28 protein-coding genes and 1 pseudogene are annotated in these 23,960 nt (G+C 35.8%); 7 read left to right on the forward strand and 22 right to left on the reverse strand.

Annotated elements, in window-relative coordinates; genetic code table 11:
• The first annotated feature begins 293 nt into the window (after positions 1–293).
• Positions 294–497, forward strand: coding sequence for a hypothetical protein (locus ACUN28_RS25170; RefSeq protein WP_016089175.1), 204 nt, complete (start codon positions 294–296; stop codon positions 495–497).
• A gap of 51 nt (positions 498–548) precedes the next feature.
• On the opposite strand, the gene ACUN28_RS25175 is transcribed toward ACUN28_RS25170, so the two are convergent.
• Entirely contained in the window at positions 549–1,811 is a 1,263-nt protein-coding gene (locus ACUN28_RS25175) for an MDR family MFS transporter (protein ID WP_016136527.1), read from the reverse strand.
• A gap of 103 nt (positions 1,812–1,914) precedes the next feature.
• On the opposite strand from ACUN28_RS25175, the gene ACUN28_RS25180 reads away from it, so the two are divergent.
• Together ACUN28_RS25180 and ACUN28_RS25185 are read left to right on the forward strand one after the other, a co-directional pair.
• Positions 1,915–3,654, forward strand: a complete 1,740-nt coding sequence (locus tag ACUN28_RS25180; protein ID WP_016089177.1) for an SgrR family transcriptional regulator — start codon at positions 1,915–1,917, stop codon at positions 3,652–3,654.
• Positions 3,655–3,836: 182 nt separating this feature from the next.
• Positions 3,837–4,355: a hypothetical protein gene (locus tag ACUN28_RS25185; protein WP_016089178.1), complete on the forward strand. Its 519-nt coding sequence runs from the start codon at positions 3,837–3,839 to the stop codon at positions 4,353–4,355.
• Positions 4,356–4,409: 54 nt separating this feature from the next.
• Here ACUN28_RS25185 and ACUN28_RS25190 read toward each other — a convergent pair whose 3' ends face one another.
• A complete protein-coding gene (locus ACUN28_RS25190; RefSeq protein ID WP_445423426.1) occupies positions 4,410–4,958 on the reverse strand; it encodes an NAD(P)H-dependent oxidoreductase in 549 nt (182 codons plus the stop codon).
• Between the two features lie 19 nt (positions 4,959–4,977).
• Positions 4,978–5,517, reverse strand: coding sequence for an ester cyclase (locus ACUN28_RS25195; RefSeq protein ID WP_016136526.1), 540 nt, complete (start codon positions 5,515–5,517; stop codon positions 4,978–4,980).
• Positions 5,518–5,686: 169 nt separating this feature from the next.
• Between ACUN28_RS25195 and ACUN28_RS25200 the strand changes: the two genes are divergently transcribed.
• Complete coding sequence (locus tag ACUN28_RS25200) at positions 5,687–6,025, forward strand: winged helix-turn-helix transcriptional regulator (protein WP_016089181.1); 339 nt, start codon at positions 5,687–5,689, stop codon at positions 6,023–6,025.
• Positions 6,026–6,058: 33 nt separating this feature from the next.
• Here the strand turns inward: ACUN28_RS25200 and ACUN28_RS25205 are convergent, their stop codons facing one another.
• The 5 genes from ACUN28_RS25205 to ACUN28_RS25225 form a co-directional block, all read right to left on the reverse strand.
• A complete protein-coding gene (locus tag ACUN28_RS25205) occupies positions 6,059–7,261 on the reverse strand; it encodes an MFS transporter (RefSeq protein ID WP_016089182.1) in 1,203 nt (400 codons plus the stop codon).
• A 209-nt stretch (positions 7,262–7,470) separates the two neighbouring features.
• Positions 7,471–8,049, reverse strand: coding sequence for a TetR family transcriptional regulator (locus tag ACUN28_RS25210; protein WP_016089183.1), 579 nt, complete (start codon positions 8,047–8,049; stop codon positions 7,471–7,473).
• A gap of 129 nt (positions 8,050–8,178) precedes the next feature.
• A complete protein-coding gene (locus tag ACUN28_RS25215; RefSeq protein WP_000539674.1) occupies positions 8,179–8,493 on the reverse strand; it encodes a DMT family transporter in 315 nt (104 codons plus the stop codon).
• Positions 8,494–8,495: 2 nt separating this feature from the next.
• A complete protein-coding gene (locus tag ACUN28_RS25220; RefSeq protein WP_016089184.1) occupies positions 8,496–8,840 on the reverse strand; it encodes a DMT family transporter in 345 nt (114 codons plus the stop codon).
• 1,042 nt (positions 8,841–9,882) lie between these two features.
• Complete coding sequence (locus tag ACUN28_RS25225; protein ID WP_016089185.1) at positions 9,883–10,242, reverse strand: MerR family transcriptional regulator; 360 nt, start codon at positions 10,240–10,242, stop codon at positions 9,883–9,885.
• 138 nt (positions 10,243–10,380) lie between these two features.
• Between ACUN28_RS25225 and ACUN28_RS25230 the strand changes: the two genes are divergently transcribed.
• A complete protein-coding gene (locus ACUN28_RS25230; RefSeq protein ID WP_016089186.1) occupies positions 10,381–11,151 on the forward strand; it encodes an SDR family NAD(P)-dependent oxidoreductase in 771 nt (256 codons plus the stop codon).
• Between the two features lie 67 nt (positions 11,152–11,218).
• Here ACUN28_RS25230 and ACUN28_RS25235 read toward each other — a convergent pair whose 3' ends face one another.
• Complete coding sequence (locus ACUN28_RS25235; protein WP_016089187.1) at positions 11,219–11,674, reverse strand: N-acetyltransferase; 456 nt, start codon at positions 11,672–11,674, stop codon at positions 11,219–11,221.
• A 137-nt stretch (positions 11,675–11,811) separates the two neighbouring features.
• On the reverse strand, positions 11,812–12,306 hold the full coding sequence (locus ACUN28_RS25240; protein ID WP_016089188.1) for an Lrp/AsnC family transcriptional regulator: 495 nt from the start codon (positions 12,304–12,306) through the stop codon (positions 11,812–11,814).
• Between the two features lie 204 nt (positions 12,307–12,510).
• Between ACUN28_RS25240 and ACUN28_RS25245 the strand changes: the two genes are divergently transcribed.
• Complete coding sequence (locus tag ACUN28_RS25245) at positions 12,511–13,422, forward strand: DMT family transporter (protein ID WP_016089189.1); 912 nt, start codon at positions 12,511–12,513, stop codon at positions 13,420–13,422.
• A gap of 32 nt (positions 13,423–13,454) precedes the next feature.
• Here ACUN28_RS25245 and ACUN28_RS25250 read toward each other — a convergent pair whose 3' ends face one another.
• The 9 genes from ACUN28_RS25250 to ACUN28_RS25290 all read right to left on the reverse strand — a co-directional run bounded on the left by ACUN28_RS25250 (position 13,455) and on the right by ACUN28_RS25290 (position 21,147).
• The gene (locus tag ACUN28_RS25250; RefSeq protein WP_016089190.1) at positions 13,455–13,937 is read right to left on the reverse strand and encodes a PRK06770 family protein; all 483 of its coding nucleotides are present in this window, start codon (positions 13,935–13,937) and stop codon (positions 13,455–13,457) included.
• A gap of 87 nt (positions 13,938–14,024) precedes the next feature.
• On the reverse strand, positions 14,025–14,426 hold the full coding sequence (locus ACUN28_RS25255) for a nuclear transport factor 2 family protein (RefSeq protein WP_016089191.1): 402 nt from the start codon (positions 14,424–14,426) through the stop codon (positions 14,025–14,027).
• Between the two features lie 156 nt (positions 14,427–14,582).
• On the reverse strand, positions 14,583–14,987 hold the full coding sequence (locus ACUN28_RS25260) for a DoxX family protein (RefSeq protein ID WP_001077751.1): 405 nt from the start codon (positions 14,985–14,987) through the stop codon (positions 14,583–14,585).
• A gap of 160 nt (positions 14,988–15,147) precedes the next feature.
• A complete protein-coding gene (locus ACUN28_RS25265; protein ID WP_016089192.1) occupies positions 15,148–16,212 on the reverse strand; it encodes a DUF871 domain-containing protein in 1,065 nt (354 codons plus the stop codon).
• Positions 16,213–16,260: 48 nt separating this feature from the next.
• The gene (locus ACUN28_RS25270) at positions 16,261–17,625 is read right to left on the reverse strand and encodes a PTS transporter subunit EIIC (RefSeq protein ID WP_016089193.1); all 1,365 of its coding nucleotides are present in this window, start codon (positions 17,623–17,625) and stop codon (positions 16,261–16,263) included.
• Between the two features lie 24 nt (positions 17,626–17,649).
• On the reverse strand, positions 17,650–18,534 hold the full coding sequence (murQ, locus tag ACUN28_RS25275; protein WP_016089194.1) for an N-acetylmuramic acid 6-phosphate etherase: 885 nt from the start codon (positions 18,532–18,534) through the stop codon (positions 17,650–17,652).
• Positions 18,535–18,683: 149 nt separating this feature from the next.
• Entirely contained in the window at positions 18,684–19,547 is an 864-nt protein-coding gene (locus ACUN28_RS25280; protein ID WP_016089195.1) for a MurR/RpiR family transcriptional regulator, read from the reverse strand.
• A gap of 17 nt (positions 19,548–19,564) precedes the next feature.
• The gene (locus tag ACUN28_RS25285) at positions 19,565–19,894 is read right to left on the reverse strand and encodes a hypothetical protein (RefSeq protein ID WP_016089196.1); all 330 of its coding nucleotides are present in this window, start codon (positions 19,892–19,894) and stop codon (positions 19,565–19,567) included.
• A 125-nt stretch (positions 19,895–20,019) separates the two neighbouring features.
• Positions 20,020–21,147 carry a cation:proton antiporter gene (locus tag ACUN28_RS25290; protein ID WP_000899803.1) on the reverse strand — a complete coding sequence of 376 codons (1,128 nt, stop codon included), beginning with the start codon at positions 21,145–21,147 and terminating at the stop codon, positions 20,020–20,022.
• A 343-nt stretch (positions 21,148–21,490) separates the two neighbouring features.
• Here ACUN28_RS25290 and ACUN28_RS25295 point away from each other — a divergent pair, with 343 nt between their 5' ends.
• Entirely contained in the window at positions 21,491–22,894 is a 1,404-nt protein-coding gene (locus ACUN28_RS25295; RefSeq protein WP_016089197.1) for an amino acid permease, read from the forward strand.
• Positions 22,895–22,922: 28 nt separating this feature from the next.
• Here ACUN28_RS25295 and ACUN28_RS25300 read toward each other — a convergent pair whose 3' ends face one another.
• The 3 genes and pseudogenes from ACUN28_RS25300 to ACUN28_RS25310 form a co-directional block, all read right to left on the reverse strand.
• The gene (locus ACUN28_RS25300; RefSeq protein ID WP_016089198.1) at positions 22,923–23,093 is read right to left on the reverse strand and encodes a hypothetical protein; all 171 of its coding nucleotides are present in this window, start codon (positions 23,091–23,093) and stop codon (positions 22,923–22,925) included.
• A gap of 12 nt (positions 23,094–23,105) precedes the next feature.
• Positions 23,106–23,309 carry a hypothetical protein gene (locus ACUN28_RS25305; protein WP_000391504.1) on the reverse strand — a complete coding sequence of 68 codons (204 nt, stop codon included), beginning with the start codon at positions 23,307–23,309 and terminating at the stop codon, positions 23,106–23,108.
• 126 nt (positions 23,310–23,435) lie between these two features.
• A pseudogene (locus ACUN28_RS25310) lies at positions 23,436–23,606 on the reverse strand (helix-turn-helix domain-containing protein); the annotation flags it as partial.
• Positions 23,607–23,960 lie beyond the last annotated feature (354 nt).

Below are 23,960 nucleotides of genomic sequence, written 5' to 3' on the forward strand. Positions count from 1 at the left end.
TATATAAAAAGATTTAATCAGTGGGGTTTTATTCATCCCCCACTGATTATTAGCCCTCATCAACTGGTCGTTTACAGGCAAACAGACCTCCACAAACAGCGGGATAAATAAAAAGAAGGGAATCTAAAAGTTCAGTTTTAATAATTTTTTGGATCCCTCCTTTTTTCGTCCCAAAATTTCTAATCACTATTCATAGGCAGTTCTCATATAGTGAAAATGACTATACCATTCCAATCCATAAGTTAAATAATCATTTTGCACATATATAAATACAAAAGATGGGAGCCTTATTTATGAATAACAATCCACCTTCAACGCCCCCAAATCCTACAGAAACAAATAATCGTGAAGTAAGCTTGCAAACGTTACGCGTCATTGGACTTATTGTACTGATTAGCGGCTACATATTAGTAGCTCTTTCTGAAGTAGGAACGTTAAAAAATCTTTTGCTACAGCCTAGCACTACTCCAAATTTAGCTGAAGTTGATCCGTTTTAAAAATTATATAAAAAGCGAGTCCCAGTATAACTGGTTCGCTTTTATATAGTTTCATCCAATCTGAGAAACATTTCTCTCATCCTCATACTTCTCTTTCCCTATCGCCTTCATAAATAATACAATACTGCTCATACCAACAATAAAGTACAGGGCACTCATGCCCCAAGATGCAAGAAATGAACCTAGCATAACACCTAATGCCCCGTTCATTTTTGCCACTTGAAAGACCATTCCGTTAATCGTCATATATGAACCTCTCGCCTCATTTGGCACCATATCTGCCATAATAGATTGACGCACTGGCACATACATCATCTCGCCTACCGTTTGGAAAAGCCCTGCAATTAATAAAATCCATAAAGTATTGCTCGTTCCGAGTATTGTAAAGCCAATCGTGTAAATGAATAAGCCTACATATAAAATTTTCAAATCGTTGAAGCTTTTCAGCATTTTAATAAGAAGTGCTGAACATAACACAACTAAAATTGTATTCTCTGCTGAAATCCAGCTCAGCATGCGAATACCTGTTAAATCAAACGTAAAACCATTCCCAAATAAAAAGTGCACCGTTTCAAATTCCTTCTGCAAACGCACTCCTAAATAATTATTTATTTGAAACTCTAAAGATAATGTACATATACTTGCTGCACAAAAAATTAAAAACGCTCTATCTTTCATCACGACTTTATAACTATCCGCCATATCTTTTAATACATTTTTCTTCTCCAGCGTTTTTCGTGCTACATACACTTCTTCCATATATACAGCCATCACATATAAAGTAATGGCTGCAACAAGCGTTAATACGATAAACAGTTGTAATCTATAGTTTTCAAATAGTAATCCGCCAAATATTGCTCCAATTGCAATTGATAAATTAATAGCCCAATAGTTAATGCTGTACATCACTTTTCGATTCTCAGGTGTACTCACATCAATTAACATCGCTTCAGTCGCTGGATTCATAAGTCCAGATCCTAAGCTATTCACTAACATAAATACGAACGTTAACCACGGTGAGTCTACATAATCTGAATTCGCAACTCCCATACAAGCAATGGAAATGACTTGTATACTTTGGCCAATAATCATCACTTTTTTACGACCGAGCCGATCTCCAACATATCCACCATATAAACCTATTACTAATGAAGCTATGACATTAATGAGTAGTAAAGCACCAGCAATCGCACTACCTAACTTTATGGAAAAATAAATCGCCATAAATGGAAAAATCATCGTGGACACAGTACGTGTTAAAAACGAAGTTATAATTCTAATTTTGATATTTCGATGCATACTCCAAAATCCCATTGTTCCCCCTCCTTATGCTTACTTATTTTACTTTGAAAAAGAGGAAGAAAAAGGTTAGAATATTCTAAAGAGTTTCCCCTTTTATAAAAGGAAGTGTATATGCATGAAGATTATGGACTATTACATTCGGTTAAGATTACACGCACAAGATCAACAACATATCCGAAATAGCTTACAAGAATTAGCGGATGTTTTATATTGCAGTACGAAAAACGTAAAGATTTTATTAAAGAAAATGAGCGAGGAACAATTAATTCACTGGACTCCAGGGCGAGGCCGCGGGAATAAAACGGAAATTAAATTTGCGCATAGTTTCCTAGAAGCGATTGAATCCTATACAGATGAACTGTTAACGCAAGAAAAGTTAAAGGATATTTTTCTTCTTTTAAAAGAACCCCTACCTCTTGCACTTCAAAAAAAGATAGAAAATAAACTGCATCATCATTTTGGATACGAACCTTCAAACGATATGTACGATATATTAAAGATTCCTATATCGAGAAAGATATTCCCATTAGATCCGGCCTTTGTGGCTGTAACTACGGAGAGCCATCTTACGAGTCAGATTTTTGACACGTTAGTCGTTTATAACGATGTTACTGAAAAAATGGAACCACACATTGCGCATACGTGGGAATTAAGTGAAGACGGGCTGACGTGGACCTTTTATTTACGAAAAGATATATATTTTCATAACGAAACAATTTTAACTTCTAAAGATGTACAATTTTCATTTGAAAGACTAAAACAAGTTCAATCTCCTTTCGAATGGTTAACAGAAGAAATTGTTCAAATTGAAACACCATCACCACTGCAAATTCGATTTCATTTAGCAAAACCCAACTTTTTTTTCTTACACTATGTTAGTTCCATGCAACTAGCAATTTTGCCGCGTGATGCGAGTATTCAAAATCATCATTATATAGGTACTGGACCTTTCAAACTTGCTCATTACTCTGAAGATAATATCGTACTCGAAGCGTTCACTCATTATTTTAAAGAGCGCGCGTTATTAGACCGTATTGAATTTTGGGGTATTCCTGATCATGTACAAATAGATGCTGATTATGAACTACCAAATGAAGAGCAAAATGAAAGGCATGATATACAAATAGAGGAAATAGGTTGTATTTATGCTAGCTTCAACTTTACCAAACCTGGCCCTCATCACGACATTTACTTTCGAAAAGCTTGGAGAGAACTATATGATGTTGAAACGATACTTCGTAACATAGAGGGTAGACGAACAATTTCTGCATCCAGCTTTTTCCCTGAAAGGAGTCGCCAAGCTTCTAAAAGGTCCTACTCTTTAGAAAAAGCGAAAGAGTATGTAAACAAGAGCACCTATAATGGAGAAACGATACATATTTACTTCTTCGCATTTAAAGATAGTGCAAATGACGCATATTTCCTAAAAGAACGGTGTGAACAATTAGGAGTACACGTAGAACTTCATCCATTTCTCGTTTCAGATTATATGGATCGTTCTATTGATAAACATGCCGATATTATTTTCATGGGAGAAGTGTTTGCTGCTGATCATGAACTTGCATTCTTAAATGTATTTAAAAATAAAAGTTGCTTCGTAAATCGGTTCATGGACTCACACTATGGAAACCAAATTAACTGTTTACTTGATACCTTTTTATTAGAAGAAAATAAAGAGAAGCGCTATAAGCTTATGTATGAGATCGAAGAATTTTTACAAGCAGAACACATCATTTTATTTAACTATCACGTTTTAAAAAGAAAAACATACCCTTCTTCTTTGAAAAACGTAACAATTGATTCATTCGGCTGGGCAAATTTTGCGAAGTTATGGATACAGCCATCCACGTATTAAAATGTGAGTTTTTATAAAGTGAAACTTTAATCAGTGAGGGTTTTGTTCATCCCCACTGATTATTAGCCTTCACCAATGGGGCTTTTACGGGCAGCCCGACCCCCACCTAATTTCTTTGCTTCCGCTGAATTTTGAGGTGGGGGTCTTACTGCCCGTTAATGCGGGATAAAAGGAGAAGAACCATGAAACGCAACCTAGAAAAAAGACTTTCCTATCTATACACAGGTGAATTATTTTCAGTCATTACTTTTATTTTCACAAGTTACTTACTTAATTATGCTTATCCTACGTTACATTTATATTCCCTATATTCTTTTTGGGTCTCATTTCTTCTTTTAGAGTTTATCTTATTACAAGGAACACTTTACTGGTACGTAAAGTGGAAACGACTAAAAAAAGAGAAAACATCTGTTACGCCTATTAGAATGATTCAATATTTAAAAGTACTTAAAAAGATAAATATATTATTCATTATCACGGGATTTATTACGTTTACTATTGATTTTGTAATTTGGTATCCCCACTTACCTTTAGGCGGGCTATCATTCACTCTATTTGTTTATATTTTTGCATTACTTGAGTACATTAACTATTATCATACTCAGCTTTCATACGATAACATCTCTGATATAAAACATTTAATCAAATCAAAAAAGCTAAAACAGTCCTGTATAAGTAAAGATTTTCAACGTATTTCATGAAAGAGAAGGTACTACATCCTTAGTAGTACCTTCTTCACATACAGATCCAAACTATTATTTCATTACTCCATCTAAGTGATCTTTCAAGTTCAATAAATATTGCTCGATATTTGGATTCTTCACCACATCATAACAAGCAAAACTCTTTAACGGACTCATACCGAGAAACTTTTGCACGCGATGTAAATGACTAAGCACTGATTCTAAACTTTCTCCTTCAAAGAACTTCGTCTTATCTCCAAATGCTTTCTCAGGTGCATTCCAAGTTGTAGAGAACATATATTTCTTCTCTTTTAATAAACCACCTGTTCCATATTCATCAGCACCTTTAAAGAACAAACCGTATTCATATACTTCATCCATATACGTTTTAAATAAGCCCGGTACACTAAACCAGTAAATCGGTGTTTGATAAATTACAACATCCGCCCATAAAAACTTCTCTTGTTCTTCTTTCATATTGTAGTCATCTTGAATCGTTGTTGTTTTCACATGATGATTCTCGCTTAATACCGTTACCATATGATCCACTAACGTTCTATTTAATCGCCCTTCTTTCGTACCGTATTTTTCATGTCCATTTATAATCAATATATTTTCCATCGCTTTTCTCTCCCTTATTTTATTCCTCAGCTATTAACCCAAGTTGCTGTTTCAGCGTAAGATTATCTTCTAAATGCCAGTCTTCTGTTATCTTTCCGTCTTTCACATGTAAAATATCAATTGCAAAAAAATTGATTTTCTTATCATTATGCGTTCCTGTAAAAGAAAGACGAGCTGTTACTTTATCTCCAACGACTAATAAATCCTCAATCTCGCAATGTATATCAGGCACAACTTTACGAAAATTTTGTGCCGCAAACTTTAATCCTTCCGTGCCTTGTGGTCGCCCTTTCGGCAATGTATTATCGAAAAAATTTTCAGCAACAGTCTGCGGAATAAGCTCCTCTTTACCTGTATCCCAAAATGCGTAAAAACGCTGCGCGGCATGAACCATTTCGATCGCTTCCTTTTTACTGATTGAAGGATCAATTGTCATTGCTTTTGGCTGTGGCATTTCTTTTAATAACTGGACTTCAGTTTTTTGCTCCCCGCCGCATGCTACAAGTACAATACAAATAACAAACAAACTAAGGAACCCAAACAACTTTTTTATCTCCATGAAAATCACCTCCCCCTCATACAAACCCTTTATATTTCTTATTGCTATTGTATATGTACTAACTTCCTATATGGAAGTAGTGATATTTTTTTCATATAGTTACCAAAAGTATAGTTTTGTGATACTATAAAGCAAATTCATTCAAAAAAATTTTATGGAGGCTAGTTCCATGAACAATATAGATCCAGTTGAATTAACGAAAGGTTTACCTGGCATACCTTGTCCTATCGCTAAAACACTTGATGTAATTCGTACAAAATGGACGTTTTTAATTATTCGTGACCTTCTTATCGAAGGAACATTACGCTTTAGTGATTTGCAAAAATCAATGGACGGGATTAGTCCGAAAACATTATCGCTTCGACTAAAAGAATTAGAATCTCAAGGCATTATAACGAGAAAAGTATATCCAGAAGTTCCGCCTCGTGTAGAGTACACATTAACGGATAAAGGAAAGCAATTAGAGGGGATTTTTATTGAATTAAAACGGTTTGGATTAAATTTATAAAACAAAAACCCCTTACCGTCGTAAGGGGTTTGATTACTTCGCAAAACTTTCAGCTAGTTGCTTCTCTCTCCACATAAATGTAATACCGAGACCAACTATTAAAACAACTCCTGAAAATGCATATGGATAATGAATATTCATATCAAATAATATTCCGCCCATCGCTGGTCCTGCGATATTTCCTAAACTCGTATAAGTCGAGTTCATACCAGCAACGAATCCTTGCTCTTTTCCAGCTGCTTTTGATAAAAACGTCGTTAAAGCTGGACGCAGTAAATCGAATGCTAGGAAAATAAAACAAGTAACAAGAAGTACAATCCAATAATTAAAGACTATAGTTGAAACGAACGCTAATACCGCACCTACAATTAAACATATTTGAATCAACACTTTTTCACCGAACATGTCGACTAATTTGCCAAACATAAATACTTGCACAACTACCCCAAAGATTGAACTAATTGTAATAATTGCCGCAATATCTTTCGGTGTAAAACCAAACTTATGATCAGAAAACAGGCTAAACACAGTTTCATACGCCGATAAACCGAAAGCAAGTACAAATACGATAATAAATGCAATTGCATACATTGGATGTAAAGATTTCTTTAAATCACCAATAAAACTTGATTCTTTCGTATTAGCAGAAATCTCTGCAAGCTCTTCTTTTGTTAACGGTTCTTTTAAAATAAAGATAGAAATTACACATGCTATAAAAGCAATTGCTGCAGCTACAAAGAACGGCACACGTATACCGTATTCTGCAATAAATCCGCCAATTCCAGGTCCTATAATAAAGCCGGTACTAATCGCAGCAGATAAATATCCCATCGCCTTTGGACGTTCCTGCATAGATGTAATATCCGCAACATATGCCGTAACACCAGGCATAATAAACGCAGCACTAATTCCGCCTAACACCCTCGCTGCATAGAGCATCCATACATCTGTTCCTAAACCAAAAAGAAGCTCTGAAACACCAAAAATAAATAATCCAATGATGATCATTTTCTTCCTACCATAAAGGTCGACCCACCGGCCTGTAATAGGTGAAGCAATAAGCTGAGCCATTGCAAACACTGCAACGAGATATCCCATCGTCTTCCCTGTTAAACCCATATCATTCATAAAGGACGGCATAACCGGAATGATTAATCCAATCCCTAAAAAAGCGATAAATATATTACTCAAAAGAATGACCAATACCATCTTTTGTTCTTTTATCGGTTTCTTCACTTTTAACACCTCTTCCCGTAAGTTCCTCTCAAAAAAATGCCTAAGAAGCTTTTTCTTTATCCTGCTATTTGTGGGCTAATCATGAGTAGAAATGCCTCCACCCATTAGAATTTCACTCTATCCTTCCACACATACATAAGCATTAGGTGAATGACTATCATTCAGTTTTCCTCAAAAATGAACCTACCTTTTCAGACAGGTTCATCCCACTATTTCTTTATATGTAGTGCATGTGTTAAAAAATCTAGTACTTCTGCCTTTTGTAGCTCGACTTGCTCATCATCTTTATGATCATATAAATAAACTTGTTCCGCTGCTGATTCAACAAGAGCAATAAATAACTTCGCTGTTCGCTCTGCATGAACCGAATCACGAATTTCACCAGCTTCTTTTGCCTCATTTAAAAACTCGCTTAGCCACTTATAAATAGGCTCATACACAGCTTCCCATTCTTTTATATGTTCTGTAGATGCAAGCCCCGCATACATTAAAGCTTGTATTTCACGATATTCCTCTATAAAGTGAAATACCGCATCTATTACTTGCGTCACTTTACTTGAGAAAGGCGCATCATTTTGCACTTTTTCCTTTACTGCAAGTATCATCTTTTCAACCATCACTTCTGCTATTGCAGGCATAACAGATAACTTAGAAGGAAAATATAAATAGAAAGTTCCTTGTGCAATGCCCGCCAATTTCACGATATCAGAAATCTTCGTTTTTTCAACGCCCTTTTCCTGAAACACTTCAATAGCTGCATAGACAATTTTCTCTTTTTTATTCATCATCTAAACCCTTTCACACGCGTATTGAATGACTGTCACTCATTTTATAAAATAACTAGCTATACTGTCAATTATCGTGCACTTTTTATAATAAAAATCTCCTAACGACTTGTTAGGAGATGCAGTATACCTTTATGACAGAGCCTTTAATCCTGTCACGCCGCATACAATAAGAGCCACACTAATGATACGTGCTTTACTTTTCGACTCACCAAACAGGAACATATTTAATAAAACGGCACCTGCTGTTCCAATACCAATCCAAACCGCATACGCGACGCTTACTTGTAAGAATAAGAAAGATGTATACAAGAATGCGAAGGATGTAGCAAATCCACCTATATAAAGCGCTCCATTTGCTAACGTTTTATCTTTGCTATACATTTTAAGACCAATCACACCGACTATTTCACTAATTGCGGCACAAAATACGAAAAACCAACCCATCTTTAAGCAGCTCCTTCCACAGTTTCTTCTTTATTATCAGCTAGCTTTAAACCGATAACGCCAGCTACAACCATCACGATAAAAAATAGTTTTCCGACGCTGAAACTTCCGCCGAAAAGGAATACATCCATTAAGAAAGTACCTACCGTACCAGCTCCGGCAAAAATGGCATATACAGTCCCTGTCGCAAGATGTTCACACGCTTTAGAAAGAAAGTGAAAATCAACAGCGATAACTCCTAAAATAATAATCCAATGCCACCAAGTATGGGCTGTATTAAAACCAAACACCCAAAAAATTTCAAAGATACATGTTAATATGACATATAACCAAGCTCTATTTTTCATACCTCTCACCTCTTATGACTGACTATCAGTCATTTTTGTTTTAAAAAAATATACTCCTTAATCACTACTATATAAAAACAGCTATCATCCTCATTTATCATTATATTCTTTCCATTTCCAAGCTAACTACATCCTTCCACAGAAAAAATGACTGAATGTCATTCATAAATATTGTACATGAATATTTTAAGAACTGTCAATGCAAAAAGATTATTTAAAATTTCTTTCATCCGATTTGTATATTTCCTAATAATCTGTTAATACTGCTAGTAACATAATATTTTCTCCACTCCCCCTTGGAGAGATCCCTTTAATAGAGCAGTTAGCTTTTGCTAGCTGCTCTTTTTATTTTTCATCTTTCATAATCCAATTCAATCGCATGTTCACTTGATCCAAAATAAATATTTGCTTATGCAATACTATCACGATATTCTTCGCCATGAATTCCCGAAAAGTCATTTCAGATTCGTTTTAGATCTGATTTTCTTCGTTCTAAATCGGTAATGAGCTGTTTAATTTATTCAATTACCATTTCACTTTTTTGTTCTACAATTCGATATGCAATATTTCATATTTTATTATCGCAATATCACTTTATTAACCTTCATTTTATATAAATGGGTTCCTGTTATGCGATAAATCAACATTTGTAATTTAATTCCTTATTTAAATCAGCTAGTTTTCATTTTTAAACACTATATTCGGATAATTATATTGGAATTTCTTGTTCTACACATCCAAATACATCTTGTGTATTATGTAGGAGAAGAGTAATTAAAAGACTTACTCTTTGCTATTGAGGGAAGAGCCTGAGAGCCATATCAGGCTCTTCTTCGTTTATGTACCTTGTATTAAGATGCGATTTTCAGTAAAAAATTACATTCAAGAAATCATAATTTATCTACTATGAAAATATAAACACTAAATCTTCACATCCAATTTACCGAGCAGTTAGCTTTTGCTAACTGCTCTTTTTTATTTTCCAGCACACTGTGAGATTAAATCCATTTTTATCATATAACTAAGGAGCAGATTATGTTTTCTATTTATTTTCCAAAGAGGCCTTATATGCAATAATTTTATTCTCAAGCATCTTTTCTGTAGTTACTAAGTTTTCTCTTTGAATCTGAATAGATCTCCTATGATCTTCTAGGAGCTGTAAACGAGCTTCAGTCGTATGCTCTCCTTCTAAATATAACCTAGCGTATTCTCTTATTTTCGCTATTGGCATTTGCGTTTGTTTTAATTTCATGACAAACTGCAACCACTTTATATGTGACTCTTCATACAGTCGATTCCCATTTGTATCGCGATTTGCAATTAATATATTTTCCTTTTCATAATAACGTAGTGTATGTGTGCTCACTCCTAATAATGTAGCTACCTCACTAATTGTATACATACTCTAACTCCCTCCACGTGCTTACCCTCATATATTTTATAGCCTTATCAAATTTATAAAAAAACATTTGACTTAGAGTATACTCTAACAAATACAATCTAACCATAATACATTCATTTGAACTTAGGGGGATTTTATATGAAATACACTGTTATTACTGGTGCCAGTTCTGGAATTGGCTATGAATCAGCTTTAGCTTTTGCATCTCGCGGAAAGAACTTAATACTTGTAGCTCGAAGACAAGAAGAATTAGATGGATTAAAATTAAAAATTAACGAAATGAATCCAGAATTGGATGTTGTCATTCGAAGAACGGATTTATCTATCACGGAAAATGTTTATAAACTTTATGAAAGCCTACAAACTTTTCAAATTGAAACGTGGATTAACAACGCAGGGTTTGGTAATTTCGCCTCAATTGCTGAACAAAACTTAAATAAAATTGAAACGATGTTACATGTAAATATAGAAGCATTAACAATACTCTCTTCCCTTTTCGTTCGAGATTATTCAATGGTTGATGGCACACAACTTATTAACGTTTCATCAGGCGGTGGATACACGATCGTTGCTGATGCTGTTACGTATTGCGCTACGAAATTTTATGTAAGTGCATTTACAGAAGGCTTATCTCACGAATTGAAAGAACAAGGTGCAAAACTGCAAGCAAAGGTTTTAGCACCTGCTGCAACTGAAACAGAATTTGCAAAACGTTCATTGGATATTGATGAGTTCCAATACAATAATGTTGTACCGAAATTCCACACTGCAAAACAAATGGCACAATTTATGCTTGATCTTTACGACAGTGATAAAGTTGTAGGGATTGTCGATGGTTATACTTATAACTATGAGCTTAAAAACCCCATTTTTAATTTTGCAGTAAGAAAAACTAATTCAAGTTCTTAATTTCCCCTAAAATATAGATGCCCACTATTACGTAAATAATAGTGGGACTTTTTTCTCTCTGAAAATTTCACCCAACATATCGAATCATCGCCACCTCATCACAATGATCAACTTTTGGACAATGTCTACAATCAATCCATACTTTCTCCGGTAACGCCTCTCTATTCACAAAATCAAACCCGCACTTTTGAAAAAATTCCGTTTCATATGTTAAAGAAATGACTCTACTCACTTTTATTTTCGCTGCCTCATTTATTACATGGTTCACTAACATACGTCCAATTCCTTTTCCTGCATATGTATGCGAAACGACTAACGACCGAACTTCTGCAAGATCCTCCCCTAACACATGTAAACCAGCAACCCCAACAATTTTCTCGTCTTCCTTCATAACATATAAACATTGTAAATATTGATAGAGAGATAAAAGAGAACGCGGTAAAACCACTCCCTCTTTTGCATAAGCTTCAATGAGACTATAAATTTCTTTCACATCACTCGTAACTGCATTAAAGATTTTCATATTATATCCCCTTGCCCCGATATTAATATTTATAACCTAAATTGAATTTTAATACATAATTTTATATAATAATACATCTCTCCTTTCTCCCCGTCAATCACTTTTCTTAACCTTACACAAACAAAAAACCAAGCAATCTAATCGATGCTTGGTTCCTCATTTCGTATCGGCAATACGGTCGAATATTTAATTTCACGAAGTGCTAAACTCGTCTGTATCCTTGTAATACCAAGCTTATTCAGCTTTCTAATAAACTGCTCTAATTCTTTACGATCACGATTTGCAACCTTTAATAAATAATCATACTCTCCCGTTAAGCAGTGACATTCTAATACTTCCGGCATCGACTCTAATTCTTTTTCCAACACTTCAAGTTTATCCGATTGATGAATATTCGTACTCATAAAAATAAAGCATAACAAATCAAAACCAAGCTTTTCTTGATTTAGAATGGCTACTTGCTTATCAATGAACCCTTCTCCATCTAATCTTTTTATTCTTGCATGCATCGCAGCCGGTGATAAATTAACACGTCGCGCAAGCTCTGCATTACTTACATGTGACTCCTTCTGCAATATATCTAAAATTTGTACATCTAAATCATCTAACACTTTAATAACAGACGACTCCACCAAAACTCCCCCTTTTTATTGCCGATGATTATTCGGAAATACACCTTATAAATTACATAAAATTGAATTTTTTTCCGCAAATGATATTCAAAACAAAACATTTTATCGACTTTTAACCATTATACAAAAGAATATATTACACAATGAAGAAAAATGCTAAAATTATTTACAATTCACATTGATTACAACAAAGGGGATTTTAGTATGCCTTATTTTTATGTCTTTTTACTATTATTAACGAGTTTATTATGGGGAGGAAATTTCGTCGTTGGAAAATCACTCGTTGATCATGCGTCGCCGATGACACTTACAAACTTAAGATGGATGATTGCCATCGTTTGTTTATTGCCGATGGTTTGGTTTAAAGAGAAGAAAATCATTCCACCACGTGCTGCCATACTTCCTTTAATACTAATGGGGATTTCAGGGGTCGCTCTTTTTAACATTTTTCAATTTTTAGCACTAGAAAAAACATCCGCAACAAATGTAGGACTTATTTCTACATTGAACGCAATTTCAATTGCACTATTTTCAGTATTATTTCTAAAAGAAAAAGTAAATACACTTCAAATTCTATCCATGATTCTTTCATTTTTTGGGGTTATTCTTGTTCTATTAAAAGGTAACTTTGCACTTTTATTTTCACTACATTTTAATAGCGGAGATTTATGGATGATTGCGGCAGTTTGTATTTGGGGAATGTATTCTGTTTGCAGTAAGTGGGCAACAAAAACAACTACACCACTTATGGCGACATTATATTCTGGTATTTTCGGCGTTATTTTATTACTGCCATTTAACATAGGGAACTTCACTGTTTCCAATATAAACACTTCTTTCATAACATCACTTTTATATACTGGGCTTATTTCCACAGTTCTTTGTATGGTATTTTGGAATATTGGCGTGCAAAAATTAGGAGCTACAACATCAGGGATTTTTCTAAACTTCAATCCGATTTTCACAGCTATTCTAGCATTCCTTTTCCTCGGTGAAGAACTAACGTGGATACAAATTTTCGGGACAATGATCGTTGTGACAGGATGTTATTTATTTTCTCATTTCAAAACGGTTACGGTTCAGCCCACTAGAGCTTTAATGCGGAAACATTCTTAATCAAAAAGATCGCCATCAAAGTGGTGATCTTTTTATTTACCTTTCATTTCTTTCACATACTGCTTTTCTTCTTCTGGCGATAAACGTTCTGTTGCCTTTCCAGTATCACCACCTTGAATTTCCCACAAAAAGTTATGCTCCTCAACCGTTTGTGAGAAATCCCCTTTCTCCCAACGCTCTAAAGTGGCAAGTAGCTTTGATTTATGTTTAAAATTTGTACTACTTTCTACTGCCTTCTTAGCACTAATAATTTCCTTATTTGTCATTTCAATAAATCCCCATTTTTCAGAGGATTTCACTTTTTGATGTACCATCCTATGCATGGTAGAAATAATTTCATCCTCACTAAATTGTGGCTTCTCTTCCTCAACTTTCTTCTCCTGTTGGCCCATTGCTTTTTGTGTTTTAAGACTCTTCTCCTCTTCCTCTATATAATTAAGAAGTTTAGTAGTACCGAATACAGCCCCTATCACAATTACAATCATGGTAATTGTCCCTATTATCCATTTCTTCATATTATGTACTCCCCATTCCCCTAATAATCACATAAACAAATGGAATCGCCTAGGCACAGTCGATTCCATTTGTTTCCTTATTTCATTTTAAACCTTCATCGCTTCCCTAACAATATAACTATCCACATACTGCTTAAACTTCACAATTTTTCCGTTCTCAAGTTGCCATACATGAACAAATTCTGCTTTAAATGATTTTCCCGTTTCTTTATAAACACCAGAATATATACCTTCAGCAATAATTACATCTTTTCCGTTTACTTCATGGTACGTATTTACACTCGCTTTATAATCATCCCATTCTGATCCTAATCGGCTAAATACATTTTCCATTATTGCTTCTACACCTATATAAGTTCCCCCGTACGGGAATCCTTCTGCCTCTGTCCATTCTACTTTTTCAGAGAGGGCTTCTACTAAATGTTTTGCATTCGAAGAAGCTGATCCTTCATACGTACTTCGAATAATTTCTAAATTTGATTTAGGCATGTTACTTCCTCCCGTTTTTATTCATTTTTTACACATGATGTAACCAATTTTGTTACACCTTTTATAAAAAAATATTAAAATTATTTTATTCTTAATTCACAAGTTGTAATCATTATAGTTACAATAGTTCTTTAAGTCAACAATTTATAAATAAGTTTACTTCGTTTTCATTACTTTCTCTTTTAAGAAACGGTCTACATATCCTTCTGCTTTTACAACGAATAAATACGCACCCATTGATAATAATGCAAGATCTAATTCATATCCTGGATTCTTTCCATCTCCCAATAACCCTGCTGCTCCATTTACCTTTACGATAGCTCCAGCTAAAATAAGAGCGAATAACAATCCTACATATCGTACGCCTAAACCGATAATTAATAATATACCACCAACTAATTCTACAGTTGCTACGCCATATGCAAGACCACCTGGTAAGCCAATGCTTGTAAACCATCCTGCTACGTTATCGATTCCTGATTGAAATTTCGCTAAACCATGTGCAAAGAACGTTACTCCTAACACGATACGAATAATTAAATTCCCAATATATTGATTCATTTTGAACTCTCCTTTTTGTTTTGTTATGGTGAACTTTTATTTACAAGTCAAAACAATACGGTATTTCATTTCATTCGTCAAATGATTTTTTTAAGAAAACAAAAAACATTATCCCTTTTACGGATAATGTTTTCTTACAAAGTAGCGCTAATTCAAGCTTTTACTCTATCGCACAAAAAAGTTGAAACATTTTTCCAGCGCCAACATACGGCAATAAAGATATATCTTCTTCTACAACCGTGCCAACAACATTTACTTTCTCATCTTTAGGCAAATCATGTACAACAACTTGCATCTCTCCTGCATATCTACCGTACAATTCATTATCAATTGTAATGCTGCCTTTCTTTCTTGCAATTGTATGCACCGGCTGTAAAATCACTTTATTTCCTTCTCGTGATTCTACAGAACGAATGACATCACGAGCTGGATCTAGTCTATTTGTATGCACTTGTTTTATCATTTTTAATGCTTCACTTTCCTTTATCAATGGCTCATATCGTAGAGGAATAATCCCTCTACTCGCACTCGCTATCTCTTGTACACTTTCTAGACTTCCGCTTATATCCCCAATTAAAACTTTATCAACATCACACTCTTGTACAAGTTCTAAATAGGCTTCGAGCGGTCGCATATAACGATGTTTTTCTAACGTTGGTAAGCCTTCATATAACGGACCACGTTTTTCCCCATCGCCTGGAATAAATGCCATCGTTGTTATTCCGCACTCATGCAAATATTGATTTTGTTTTTGCAAGAAGGACTTTGCTAACGCTGTCTCTGGACGCGGATAAAAATTATGCCATGCTTCTACATTCTCTACTCGTATACTTTCTGCAAGTAACTCTTTCCAAAATGACTTTGTAATCGTACTCGCATTTAAAGCCACTTTCATCTTATGAGATACGCGCGCAATTTCTTTCGGCGTAATGCCATAATCCATTCGTAAACCAGTAATACCCCATTCTACTAACTCTTCCACATTTTCGTACGTCATTCCTAAATGGTGTAGCGATTTTGGAGAAACATCGACCATTAATTCCATTTCATTTTCAAGAGCCTGTTTCCCAAGTATTTGAATTAACTCTTTATACGTACCCGGATCATCTTCTGGAATGTGAAGTGATGTAAAAATAGATGAAAACCCGTTTTTCTTCGCTACTTTTAGCCACTCTTCTTGTTTCGTTACTCGTTCTTTTGCAAGATAAATTGAAACCCCGATCATATGAATCTCCCTTTCTATGAATAGAAAAAGAGAAAGGAATCCCTTTCTCTATATGTTTTCTGCCATTTCTTCTTTGAATCCGAAGAAGTACGTAAAGATGAATCCGAAAGTATATGCTACTACTAATCCAAGGAAATATAATAAATATTTATTATCAGCAATTAACGGAATTAATGATAATCCTGATACGCCGATTCCAAGTGCGGCTGTTTTCATAACGGCTTGGAATGCACCGCCGACAGCTGCACCGAGACAAGCTGTAAGAAACGGTTTCCCAAGTGGTAATGTAACACCGTATAATAACGGTTCACCAATTCCTAAAAATCCAACTGGTAATGCACCTTTAATTACGTTACGCAGTCGTTTATTTTTTGTTTTTACAAAAATCGCAATCGCTGCTCCTACTTGCCCAGCTCCAGCCATTGCAAGTACTGGTAATAAAGGTGTTACGTGCGTTTGATTAATAAACTCCATATGAATCGGTGTTAAACCGTGATGTAACCCGACCATCACGAGCGGTAAAAATGTTCCAGCAAGTACTGCTCCTGCAAACGCGCCGCCAATATTTAAAATCCCATTAATTCCGCTTGTAATTCCTTCAGATAAGAAACCTGCAGCTGGCTGAATGGCTAACATCGTTACGATACTTACGACTAATACAGTAATAAGCGGCGTTACAATAATATCAACTGCATTTGGCACTGCTTTTCGAACTTGTCTTTCCACTACAACCATAAGCCATGCTGCAAAAATAACTGCAAATAATCCGCCCCGTCCGGGTACGAGTGCTTCACCGAATAATTTTACAGTCGCCATCGCCGGGTTAAAAATTAAAATACCAGCAATTGCCCCAAGAACCGGTGTCCCGCCAAACTCTTTCGCTGTATTCCAACCGACTAAAATCCCTAAGAATGTAAAGATACCGCCACCAATGAGTAGTAACATTTGTAGCCACGTTGCATTCGGATCAGCACCTGCGTTTTTCGCAAAGTTAGCAACCCCGTTTATAATTCCTGACGCAACAAGACCCGGAATTAATGGAATGAAAATACTTCCTATTTTTCTTAAAAAGTTTTTCACTGGTGTATTATTTTTCTTCTTAATCTCTGATTTCATCTCTTGCCCGAGATCTTCAAGATGATGATCTGCCACCTCACCAATTCGCAGTCCTGTTAAACCTTCCATTTCAGCTGCTACTTTATTTACTGTCCCTGGTCCAACAACAACTTGAAGTGTCTCATCTTCAATAACACCCATAACCCCTTCAACCTTTTTCAAAAGGTCCATATTCACTTTACTTTCATCATGAAGCGTTAATCGCAGTCTCGTCATACAATGAGCAATACCACGAATATTTTTTACTCCCCCAAGTTGCTCTGAAATTTCTTTGGCCATTCTCTCTTCTTTCTTCATAATAGAATCCCCCTCCCTATTATTTTATAGTGCCTTCTTCACAAACCCTTTCGCTTCTTTTAATTTCTCCAGTGCTTCCCCATACTCACACTGCAATAACACCATAACAATCGCGGCTTTCACATTACGTTCTGCTTTTTCGTAATACTCTGCTGCTACTTCATAACTAACACCTGTTGCTTCCACAATAATTCGTTTTGATCGTTCTACTAACTTTTCATTTGTAGACTGAACATCTACCATTAAGTTTTTATAAACTTTCCCTACACCAATCATAGAAGCTGTTGAAATCATATTGAGTACTAATTTTTGCGCTGTACCAGCTTTCAAACGCGTTGAGCCTGTTAAAATTTCGGCGCCTGTTTCTACTTCCACATTTAGCTTTGCATATTTACTTATTTCAGCATTTTTATTACAGGAGATACTAGCTGTACTCGCTCCCACGCTATGCGCGTATTTCAATCCCCCAATGACATAAGGAGTTCGACCACTTGCCGCAATTCCAATTACAGTATCTTTCTCGTTTAATCCGATACTTTTTAAATCTTCTTCCGCGAACTCTTCACGGTCTTCGGCACCTTCCACCGCTTTAGTAAACGCTTTCAATCCTCCTGCTATAAACCCCTGTACCATTTTATTATCTGTGCCAAATGTCGGCGGACATTCCACTGCGTCTAAAATACCTAAACGACCACTTGTACCAGCCCCAATGTAAATGAGTCGCCCTTCTCTTTCAAATGATTGAATTACAGTTTGCACAACCTGTTCAATCTGTTCTATCTCTTTTTCAACTGCTAACGCAACAGTTCGATCTTCTTCATTCATGCTTTGCAAAACTTCTTTTATACTCATCTCATCTAAATTCATCGTCTTTTCATTACGGTGTTCTGTCGATAAATTTTCTAACATATTACCACCTACTTTGAAATTTAATTTCATAATTTTATTATAACTTTAAGAAATTTAAAATCAATATCACTTTATTATTTTATGAAATTTAATTTCTTTTCATGACGAATTTATGTCAGTACGAAAAAAAGATGGGTTCCCCCATCTTTTCATTTTAACTTCCGTAACCGCAAAGCTTCTTCTCTTGTCTCCATAAATTGATCCAACACTTTATTACCAATCCGATTAAACGTAATCACATATAAAGCATCAATCATATTCAATTGTGTCATTCTCGAAGCAATACTCGCAATACGATGATCTTGTTCTACATCTGGCATACAAAGACGAATATCCGCCTCTTTATATAACGGTGATGATTGATCGAGCTTGGTAATCGCAATAACTGTTGCACCTTGTCTCTTCGCATATTGCGCCATTTCAAGTACATCTTTCGTACGACCAGATGTTGAAATCGCCACAAATATATCACCCTCTTTTAAATTTGTCACAAGCGGCAACATCATATGAAAATCAGATAGCATCATTGCAGTAAATCCGAGCCTTGTAAATTTATAAGCCCCGTCCATCGCTGGAGTAGCTGATCCGCCTACTCCGTAAAATATAATTTTATCCGCATTTACAATAAGGTCTGCTGCTTTTTCCAGCTCCTTCTTATCTATAGCCGTAACGCTCGCCTCAATTGCAGCTTTATTCACATATGTAACTTTATTAAACAAGTCATACGGTCCATCTTCCGTATTCATCACTGAAAAATCGTTAATATTATAATCAGCAATCGTTAATTCGCGAACGAGTGCGATTTTAAATGCTTTAAAACTTCCGATTCCAATCGACTTACAAAAGCGAACAACGCTCGCCTCACTTGCGCCTGCATTCGTTGACACTTCTTTCGTCGTTAAGTTCGGAACAATCTCTGCATTCTCCATTATGTACATGGCAACCTTCTTTTCAGCTGGTGAAAATTGATCCATATTACTTTCAATTTTAAATAGTAATGTAGAAGCTTTCACTATTTAACCTCCACTTCTTACGGTTGCGTATCTTCTCTACTATCATTTGTATCATATAGATAAAAAGCATCATTACCAGGTGGATGATGAACAATTACAGTTCGCTCCCCTTTTTTATATGACGTTATTTCACCTTCAGATCGCTGTTTTTCCCATCCATGTATCCAAATTGCAAAGTCAGGTACAAAAGCAGTGTACTTATAGTCTTTCGGATTTTCGTCTTCTACATAGGAAGAAAAAATAGAAACTGGAAAATCTTTCACTTTTGATTCTTTCCATGCAGTAAATGGTATACATAGTGCAATAAGTATGATTACACCGATAACCTTCCCCTTCGTAATCCTCACACATTTTCTCTCCTCGACTTATCATATACGTAGATTTTACCATAATTACAACCTATTCACGCTATATGACTATTGCTTTTTTCCAATAAAAAAGAGCTTACCTACATCAGATAAGCTCTTCCTCTCTATACAAAATATTTCTTCAAAAGCGGCGGCGTAATAATCGTCGTTAATATAACAACAATGACAATTGCTGTGAAATTTTCTTTCGCTAATAAATTCGCCGCAAGTCCATTCGCTGCGATGATAAGCGCCACTTCTCCGCGCGATACCATTCCCGCACCGATACTAATAGAAGATTGAAGGTTGAATCCTGTTAGTCTTGCTCCTAAACCTGATCCGATTAACTTTGTAAAAATCGCAATAAGCGTCATAATGATAATGAACCAAAGCTGGCTTCCGATACCTTGAAATGTAATTTCCATTCCGATACTTACGAAGAACACTGGTACAAATATCGCATAAGCAATTGGCTCAATCTTATGTTCTACCTCATGCTTGTATTCTGTTTGAGAAATCGCAATCCCTGCTGCAAATGCTCCAATAATACCGGCGATTCCCATCATTTCACTGTAATACGAAAAAGAGAAACAAATAATAAGTGCTGCACTAATTAATGCTTCTGTTACGCGAAGTGGTACGAGCATCTTCATAATCCATGGAACCACTTTCCAGGAGATGAAAACGATACTTACAAAAAAGATAATTTTCTTTGCAATGACAAGCGTTACATTTACATCTTGTGTACCTAAAAAACTCATCACAAATGCTAATAAAATAACAACAATTACATCATCAAATACAGCTGCCCCTAAAATCGTCGTACTTTCTCTCGTATTCATTTTCCCTAAATCTCTTAATGTTTGAACAGAAATACTAACCGAAGTGGCACAAAGTAATAACCCTAAAAAGATCGCATGCGACTGTAACATTCCAAACGCAAGTCCTGCTAAATACCCACCAAGGAATGGGAAAATAATCCCTCCCATCGCTACTGCGAATGCAGATTTCAAATTCCGATTTAACTCTTCTAAATCCGTTTCAAGCCCCGCCATAAACATAAGTAGTAAAACACCAATCTCACTCAGTTCATCAATCAATTCAGAACTATTAATAATACCAAGCACAGCCGGACCGATAATAATACCAACAATTAACTTACCAAGTACAGAGGGCTGGCCGAGTCTTACACTAATATCACCAGCTAATTTCGTACAAAGTAAAATGACGACAAGTTCAAAATAAAATAACATAACATCTTCTCCTACTTTATAAAGTGAAACTGTAATCAGTGGGGAATTTCCCCATATCCACTGATTATTCGTTGAACCAATCGGGATAAAGTGAAACTGTAATGAGCGGTTTTGTCACTCTGTTAACCCTCGTCCATTCCTGCCAGTAGTTTCCCCTATTCATCCGCATTTTATTTGTCATATTTTTATTTGACAAAATATTCTGAATTATATTAAGATTAATCCAGCAATTTTAAAAAACTAGACACCATAACTGTACCTCCATTTACTTACGTACTCTTTTCTAGTGGGCTCATACTATATTCGCAGTTATGGAAATGAAAAAACGGGGGGAGAGTCCAAAGTGAAGTCATTATTACGAAAAAAAGCGCTTAGTACTGAATCACCACGGCAGTTAGATAGAACATTAACTGCACTTGATTTGACGTTTTTAGGAATTGGCGCCGTAATTGGGACAGGGATCTTTGTATTAACAGGTATTGTCGCAGCGAAACATTCTGGTCCTGGTATTATGCTATCATTCCTTATTGCTGCCTTTACTTGTGCTTGTGTAGCCTTTTGTTATGCCGAATTTGCTTCGTCTATTCCTGTCTCAGGAAGTGTGTATACTTACGCATACATGACAGTCGGAGAAGTTGTAGCCTTCATCGTTGGTTGGTGTTTAATGCTCGAATATTTACTTGCCGTAGCAGCGGTAGCTGTCGGTTGGTCTGGTTATTTACAATCTTTACTACAAGGCTTTAACATACACCTGCCCGCCATAATAGCCTCGGCCCCTGGCGTAGGAAAAGGCGGCATTATCGATTTACCTGCCGTTTGTATTTTACTACTCATTACAGGACTTTTAAGTTTCGGTATACGCGAAAGCGCACGCATTAATAATATTATGGTTCTTATCAAGCTAGCTGTTATTATCGCCTTTATCGTAGCAGGCGCAAAATATGTAAAACCTGAAAATTGGACCCCGTTCATTCCATTCGGATACGACGGTATTATTACTGGGGCTGCCACTGTATTCTTCGCCTTCTTAGGCTTTGATGCAATCGCAACCGCTGCAGAAGAAACGAAAAAACCACAGCGCGATTTACCAATTGGCATTATCGGTTCCCTTCTTATTTGTACTGTTTTATACATGATTGTATCTTTCGTTTTAACAGGTATGGTTCCGTATACACAATTAGATGTTTCGGATCCAGTTGCGTTTGCCTTACATTTCGTTGGTGAAGATACAATTGCAGGACTACTCGCTGTTGGGGCAATGACTGGAATGACAACCGTTCTTTTAGTCGTTATGTATGGACAAGTTCGCGTTTCGTATGCGATGAGCCGCGACGGTTTACTTCCAAAAGCGTTAGCACGTGTGAATAAAAAAGTAAAAATCCCTTTATTAAACACGTGGATTACTGGCTTTGTGTCAGCTTTATTAGCAGGACTTTTAGACTTACATGTATTAGCTAACTTAGTGAACATCGGTACGTTAACGGCCTTCACATTCGTTTGCTGCGCGGTACTTATTTTACGAAAAACACACCCTGACTTAAAACGCGGATTCCGCGCACCTTTCGTACCTGTATTACCAGTTGTTGCAATTCTTTGCTGTTTATACTTAATGATTAATTTGTCTAAAACGACATGGATTAGCTTTGCCGTTTGGCTTCTAGTCGGCTTATGCTTCTATTTCTTCTACTCTAGAAAACATAGTCACTTAGCTACTGAACAAACGAATGATGAAGAGAAAAAAGCATAACAAAATAGCTCGCCGATGAAACGGCGAGCTATCTTTCTGTACTATTATATTTTTTCGTTAACGATTGTAAAATAAAAAATATGCCGATGCAAGCTGTAAACCACGCCCAATTTCCTATTGGTGTAGAATATTTAAAAACGCCAATACCTACAAGCACTAGAAAAATAATCACCTGATATATAAGCTTCCACTTTTGCATATGTTCCCTCCTTTACTTCGTTCCCTTCTTTTTCTTCTTCCATGCATTTAAACTATCAAAGAAGAAATTAATAAATAACGTGCCTAAACCCGCTAATAAAAACGTCATTAAAAATAGAACCCATATACTTTTTTCTTTTAAGAAATAATATCCTACAAGGAGCACAACCGCGATCCATACATATTCAAGAATTCTTTTTAGCTTTTTCTCTTCCAAATTATTCGCTCCGATACGATAAACTTAACTAAATCTATACAATTCAATCAAATTTACACAAGTTAGTGCTTCATCGTGTTCTCGCAGCCCCAAAGGGACGAGGGGTATAACACTCCACACGAGGCAGTATCGTTTCTGTAAAGCTAACTGTGAAACAGATTTTCCAAATAGCTTATAGTATCTATCACTCATTCTTTTACAATAGTTATAAGCAAATCTTGCAGCACCAGCATGGTTTCTAAGCACTTTTTCTTGTTCAGGCGTTGGGATTAGTCTAACTTTCTTCGCCAATATCATCAGAAGCCTACTCCTTTACTGTGCGATTATTCGGGCACTCACCTTTCAGATAATGAAAGATTGGTTCTTCTGAATAGTAGCGTGTTCCACCAGCATTCTCCTGAGACTACTCGGATGCAAACCTGTTAATTCCGATACTTGACTAACTCGTACAAATTTCATTATTATTCTTACCTCATTGAATCCACCATAGCACATACGTTCGACAGATTCGATGAGGTTTGATAGATTTAATTAAATTTATCTCGTTCAACTAAGGGCGCAATTCCTTAGCCAGTTCTCTTATGAACTTCTCATGTTTTCACATGAGCGCAGACTATATGTTTATCTCTTTAGAGATAGAGGATTTTTCCA

Source organism: Bacillus sp. WC2507 (genome assembly GCF_052656125.1).

Excerpts from the sequence above, each read along its gene's own strand:
- ACUN28_RS25220 (WP_016089184.1), bottom strand. The coding sequence starts at position 8,840 with ATGAAAAATAGAGCTTGGTTATATGTCATATTAACATGTATCTTTGAA.
- murQ (WP_016089194.1), bottom strand. The coding sequence starts at position 18,534 with ATGTTAGAAAATTTATCGACAGAACACCGTAATGAAAAGACGATGAAT.
- ACUN28_RS25270 (WP_016089193.1), bottom strand. The coding sequence starts at position 17,625 with ATGAAGAAAGAAGAGAGAATGGCCAAAGAAATTTCAGAGCAACTTGGG.
- ACUN28_RS25180 (WP_016089177.1), top strand. The coding sequence starts at position 1,915 with ATGAAGATTATGGACTATTACATTCGGTTAAGATTACACGCACAAGAT.
- ACUN28_RS25260 (WP_001077751.1), bottom strand. The coding sequence starts at position 14,987 with ATGAATCAATATATTGGGAATTTAATTATTCGTATCGTGTTAGGAGTA.
- ACUN28_RS25230 (WP_016089186.1), top strand. The coding sequence starts at position 10,381 with ATGAAATACACTGTTATTACTGGTGCCAGTTCTGGAATTGGCTATGAA.
- ACUN28_RS25265 (WP_016089192.1), bottom strand. The coding sequence starts at position 16,212 with ATGATCGGGGTTTCAATTTATCTTGCAAAAGAACGAGTAACGAAACAA.
- ACUN28_RS25255 (WP_016089191.1), bottom strand. The coding sequence starts at position 14,426 with ATGCCTAAATCAAATTTAGAAATTATTCGAAGTACGTATGAAGGATCA.
- ACUN28_RS25250 (WP_016089190.1), bottom strand. The coding sequence starts at position 13,937 with ATGAAGAAATGGATAATAGGGACAATTACCATGATTGTAATTGTGATA.
- ACUN28_RS25215 (WP_000539674.1), bottom strand. The coding sequence starts at position 8,493 with ATGGGTTGGTTTTTCGTATTTTGTGCCGCAATTAGTGAAATAGTCGGT.
- ACUN28_RS25225 (WP_016089185.1), bottom strand. The coding sequence starts at position 10,242 with ATGTATACAATTAGTGAGGTAGCTACATTATTAGGAGTGAGCACACAT.
- ACUN28_RS25290 (WP_000899803.1), bottom strand. The coding sequence starts at position 21,147 with ATGTTATTTTATTTTGAACTTGTCGTCATTTTACTTTGTACGAAATTA.
- ACUN28_RS25300 (WP_016089198.1), bottom strand. The coding sequence starts at position 23,093 with ATGCAAAAGTGGAAGCTTATATATCAGGTGATTATTTTTCTAGTGCTT.
- ACUN28_RS25245 (WP_016089189.1), top strand. The coding sequence starts at position 12,511 with ATGCCTTATTTTTATGTCTTTTTACTATTATTAACGAGTTTATTATGG.
- ACUN28_RS25185 (WP_016089178.1), top strand. The coding sequence starts at position 3,837 with ATGAAACGCAACCTAGAAAAAAGACTTTCCTATCTATACACAGGTGAA.
- ACUN28_RS25235 (WP_016089187.1), bottom strand. The coding sequence starts at position 11,674 with ATGAAAATCTTTAATGCAGTTACGAGTGATGTGAAAGAAATTTATAGT.
- ACUN28_RS25195 (WP_016136526.1), bottom strand. The coding sequence starts at position 5,517 with ATGGAGATAAAAAAGTTGTTTGGGTTCCTTAGTTTGTTTGTTATTTGT.
- ACUN28_RS25210 (WP_016089183.1), bottom strand. The coding sequence starts at position 8,049 with ATGATGAATAAAAAAGAGAAAATTGTCTATGCAGCTATTGAAGTGTTT.
- ACUN28_RS25170 (WP_016089175.1), top strand. The coding sequence starts at position 294 with ATGAATAACAATCCACCTTCAACGCCCCCAAATCCTACAGAAACAAAT.
- ACUN28_RS25200 (WP_016089181.1), top strand. The coding sequence starts at position 5,687 with ATGAACAATATAGATCCAGTTGAATTAACGAAAGGTTTACCTGGCATA.
- ACUN28_RS25175 (WP_016136527.1), bottom strand. The coding sequence starts at position 1,811 with ATGGGATTTTGGAGTATGCATCGAAATATCAAAATTAGAATTATAACT.
- ACUN28_RS25190 (WP_445423426.1), bottom strand. The coding sequence starts at position 4,958 with ATGGAAAATATATTGATTATAAATGGACATGAAAAATACGGTACGAAA.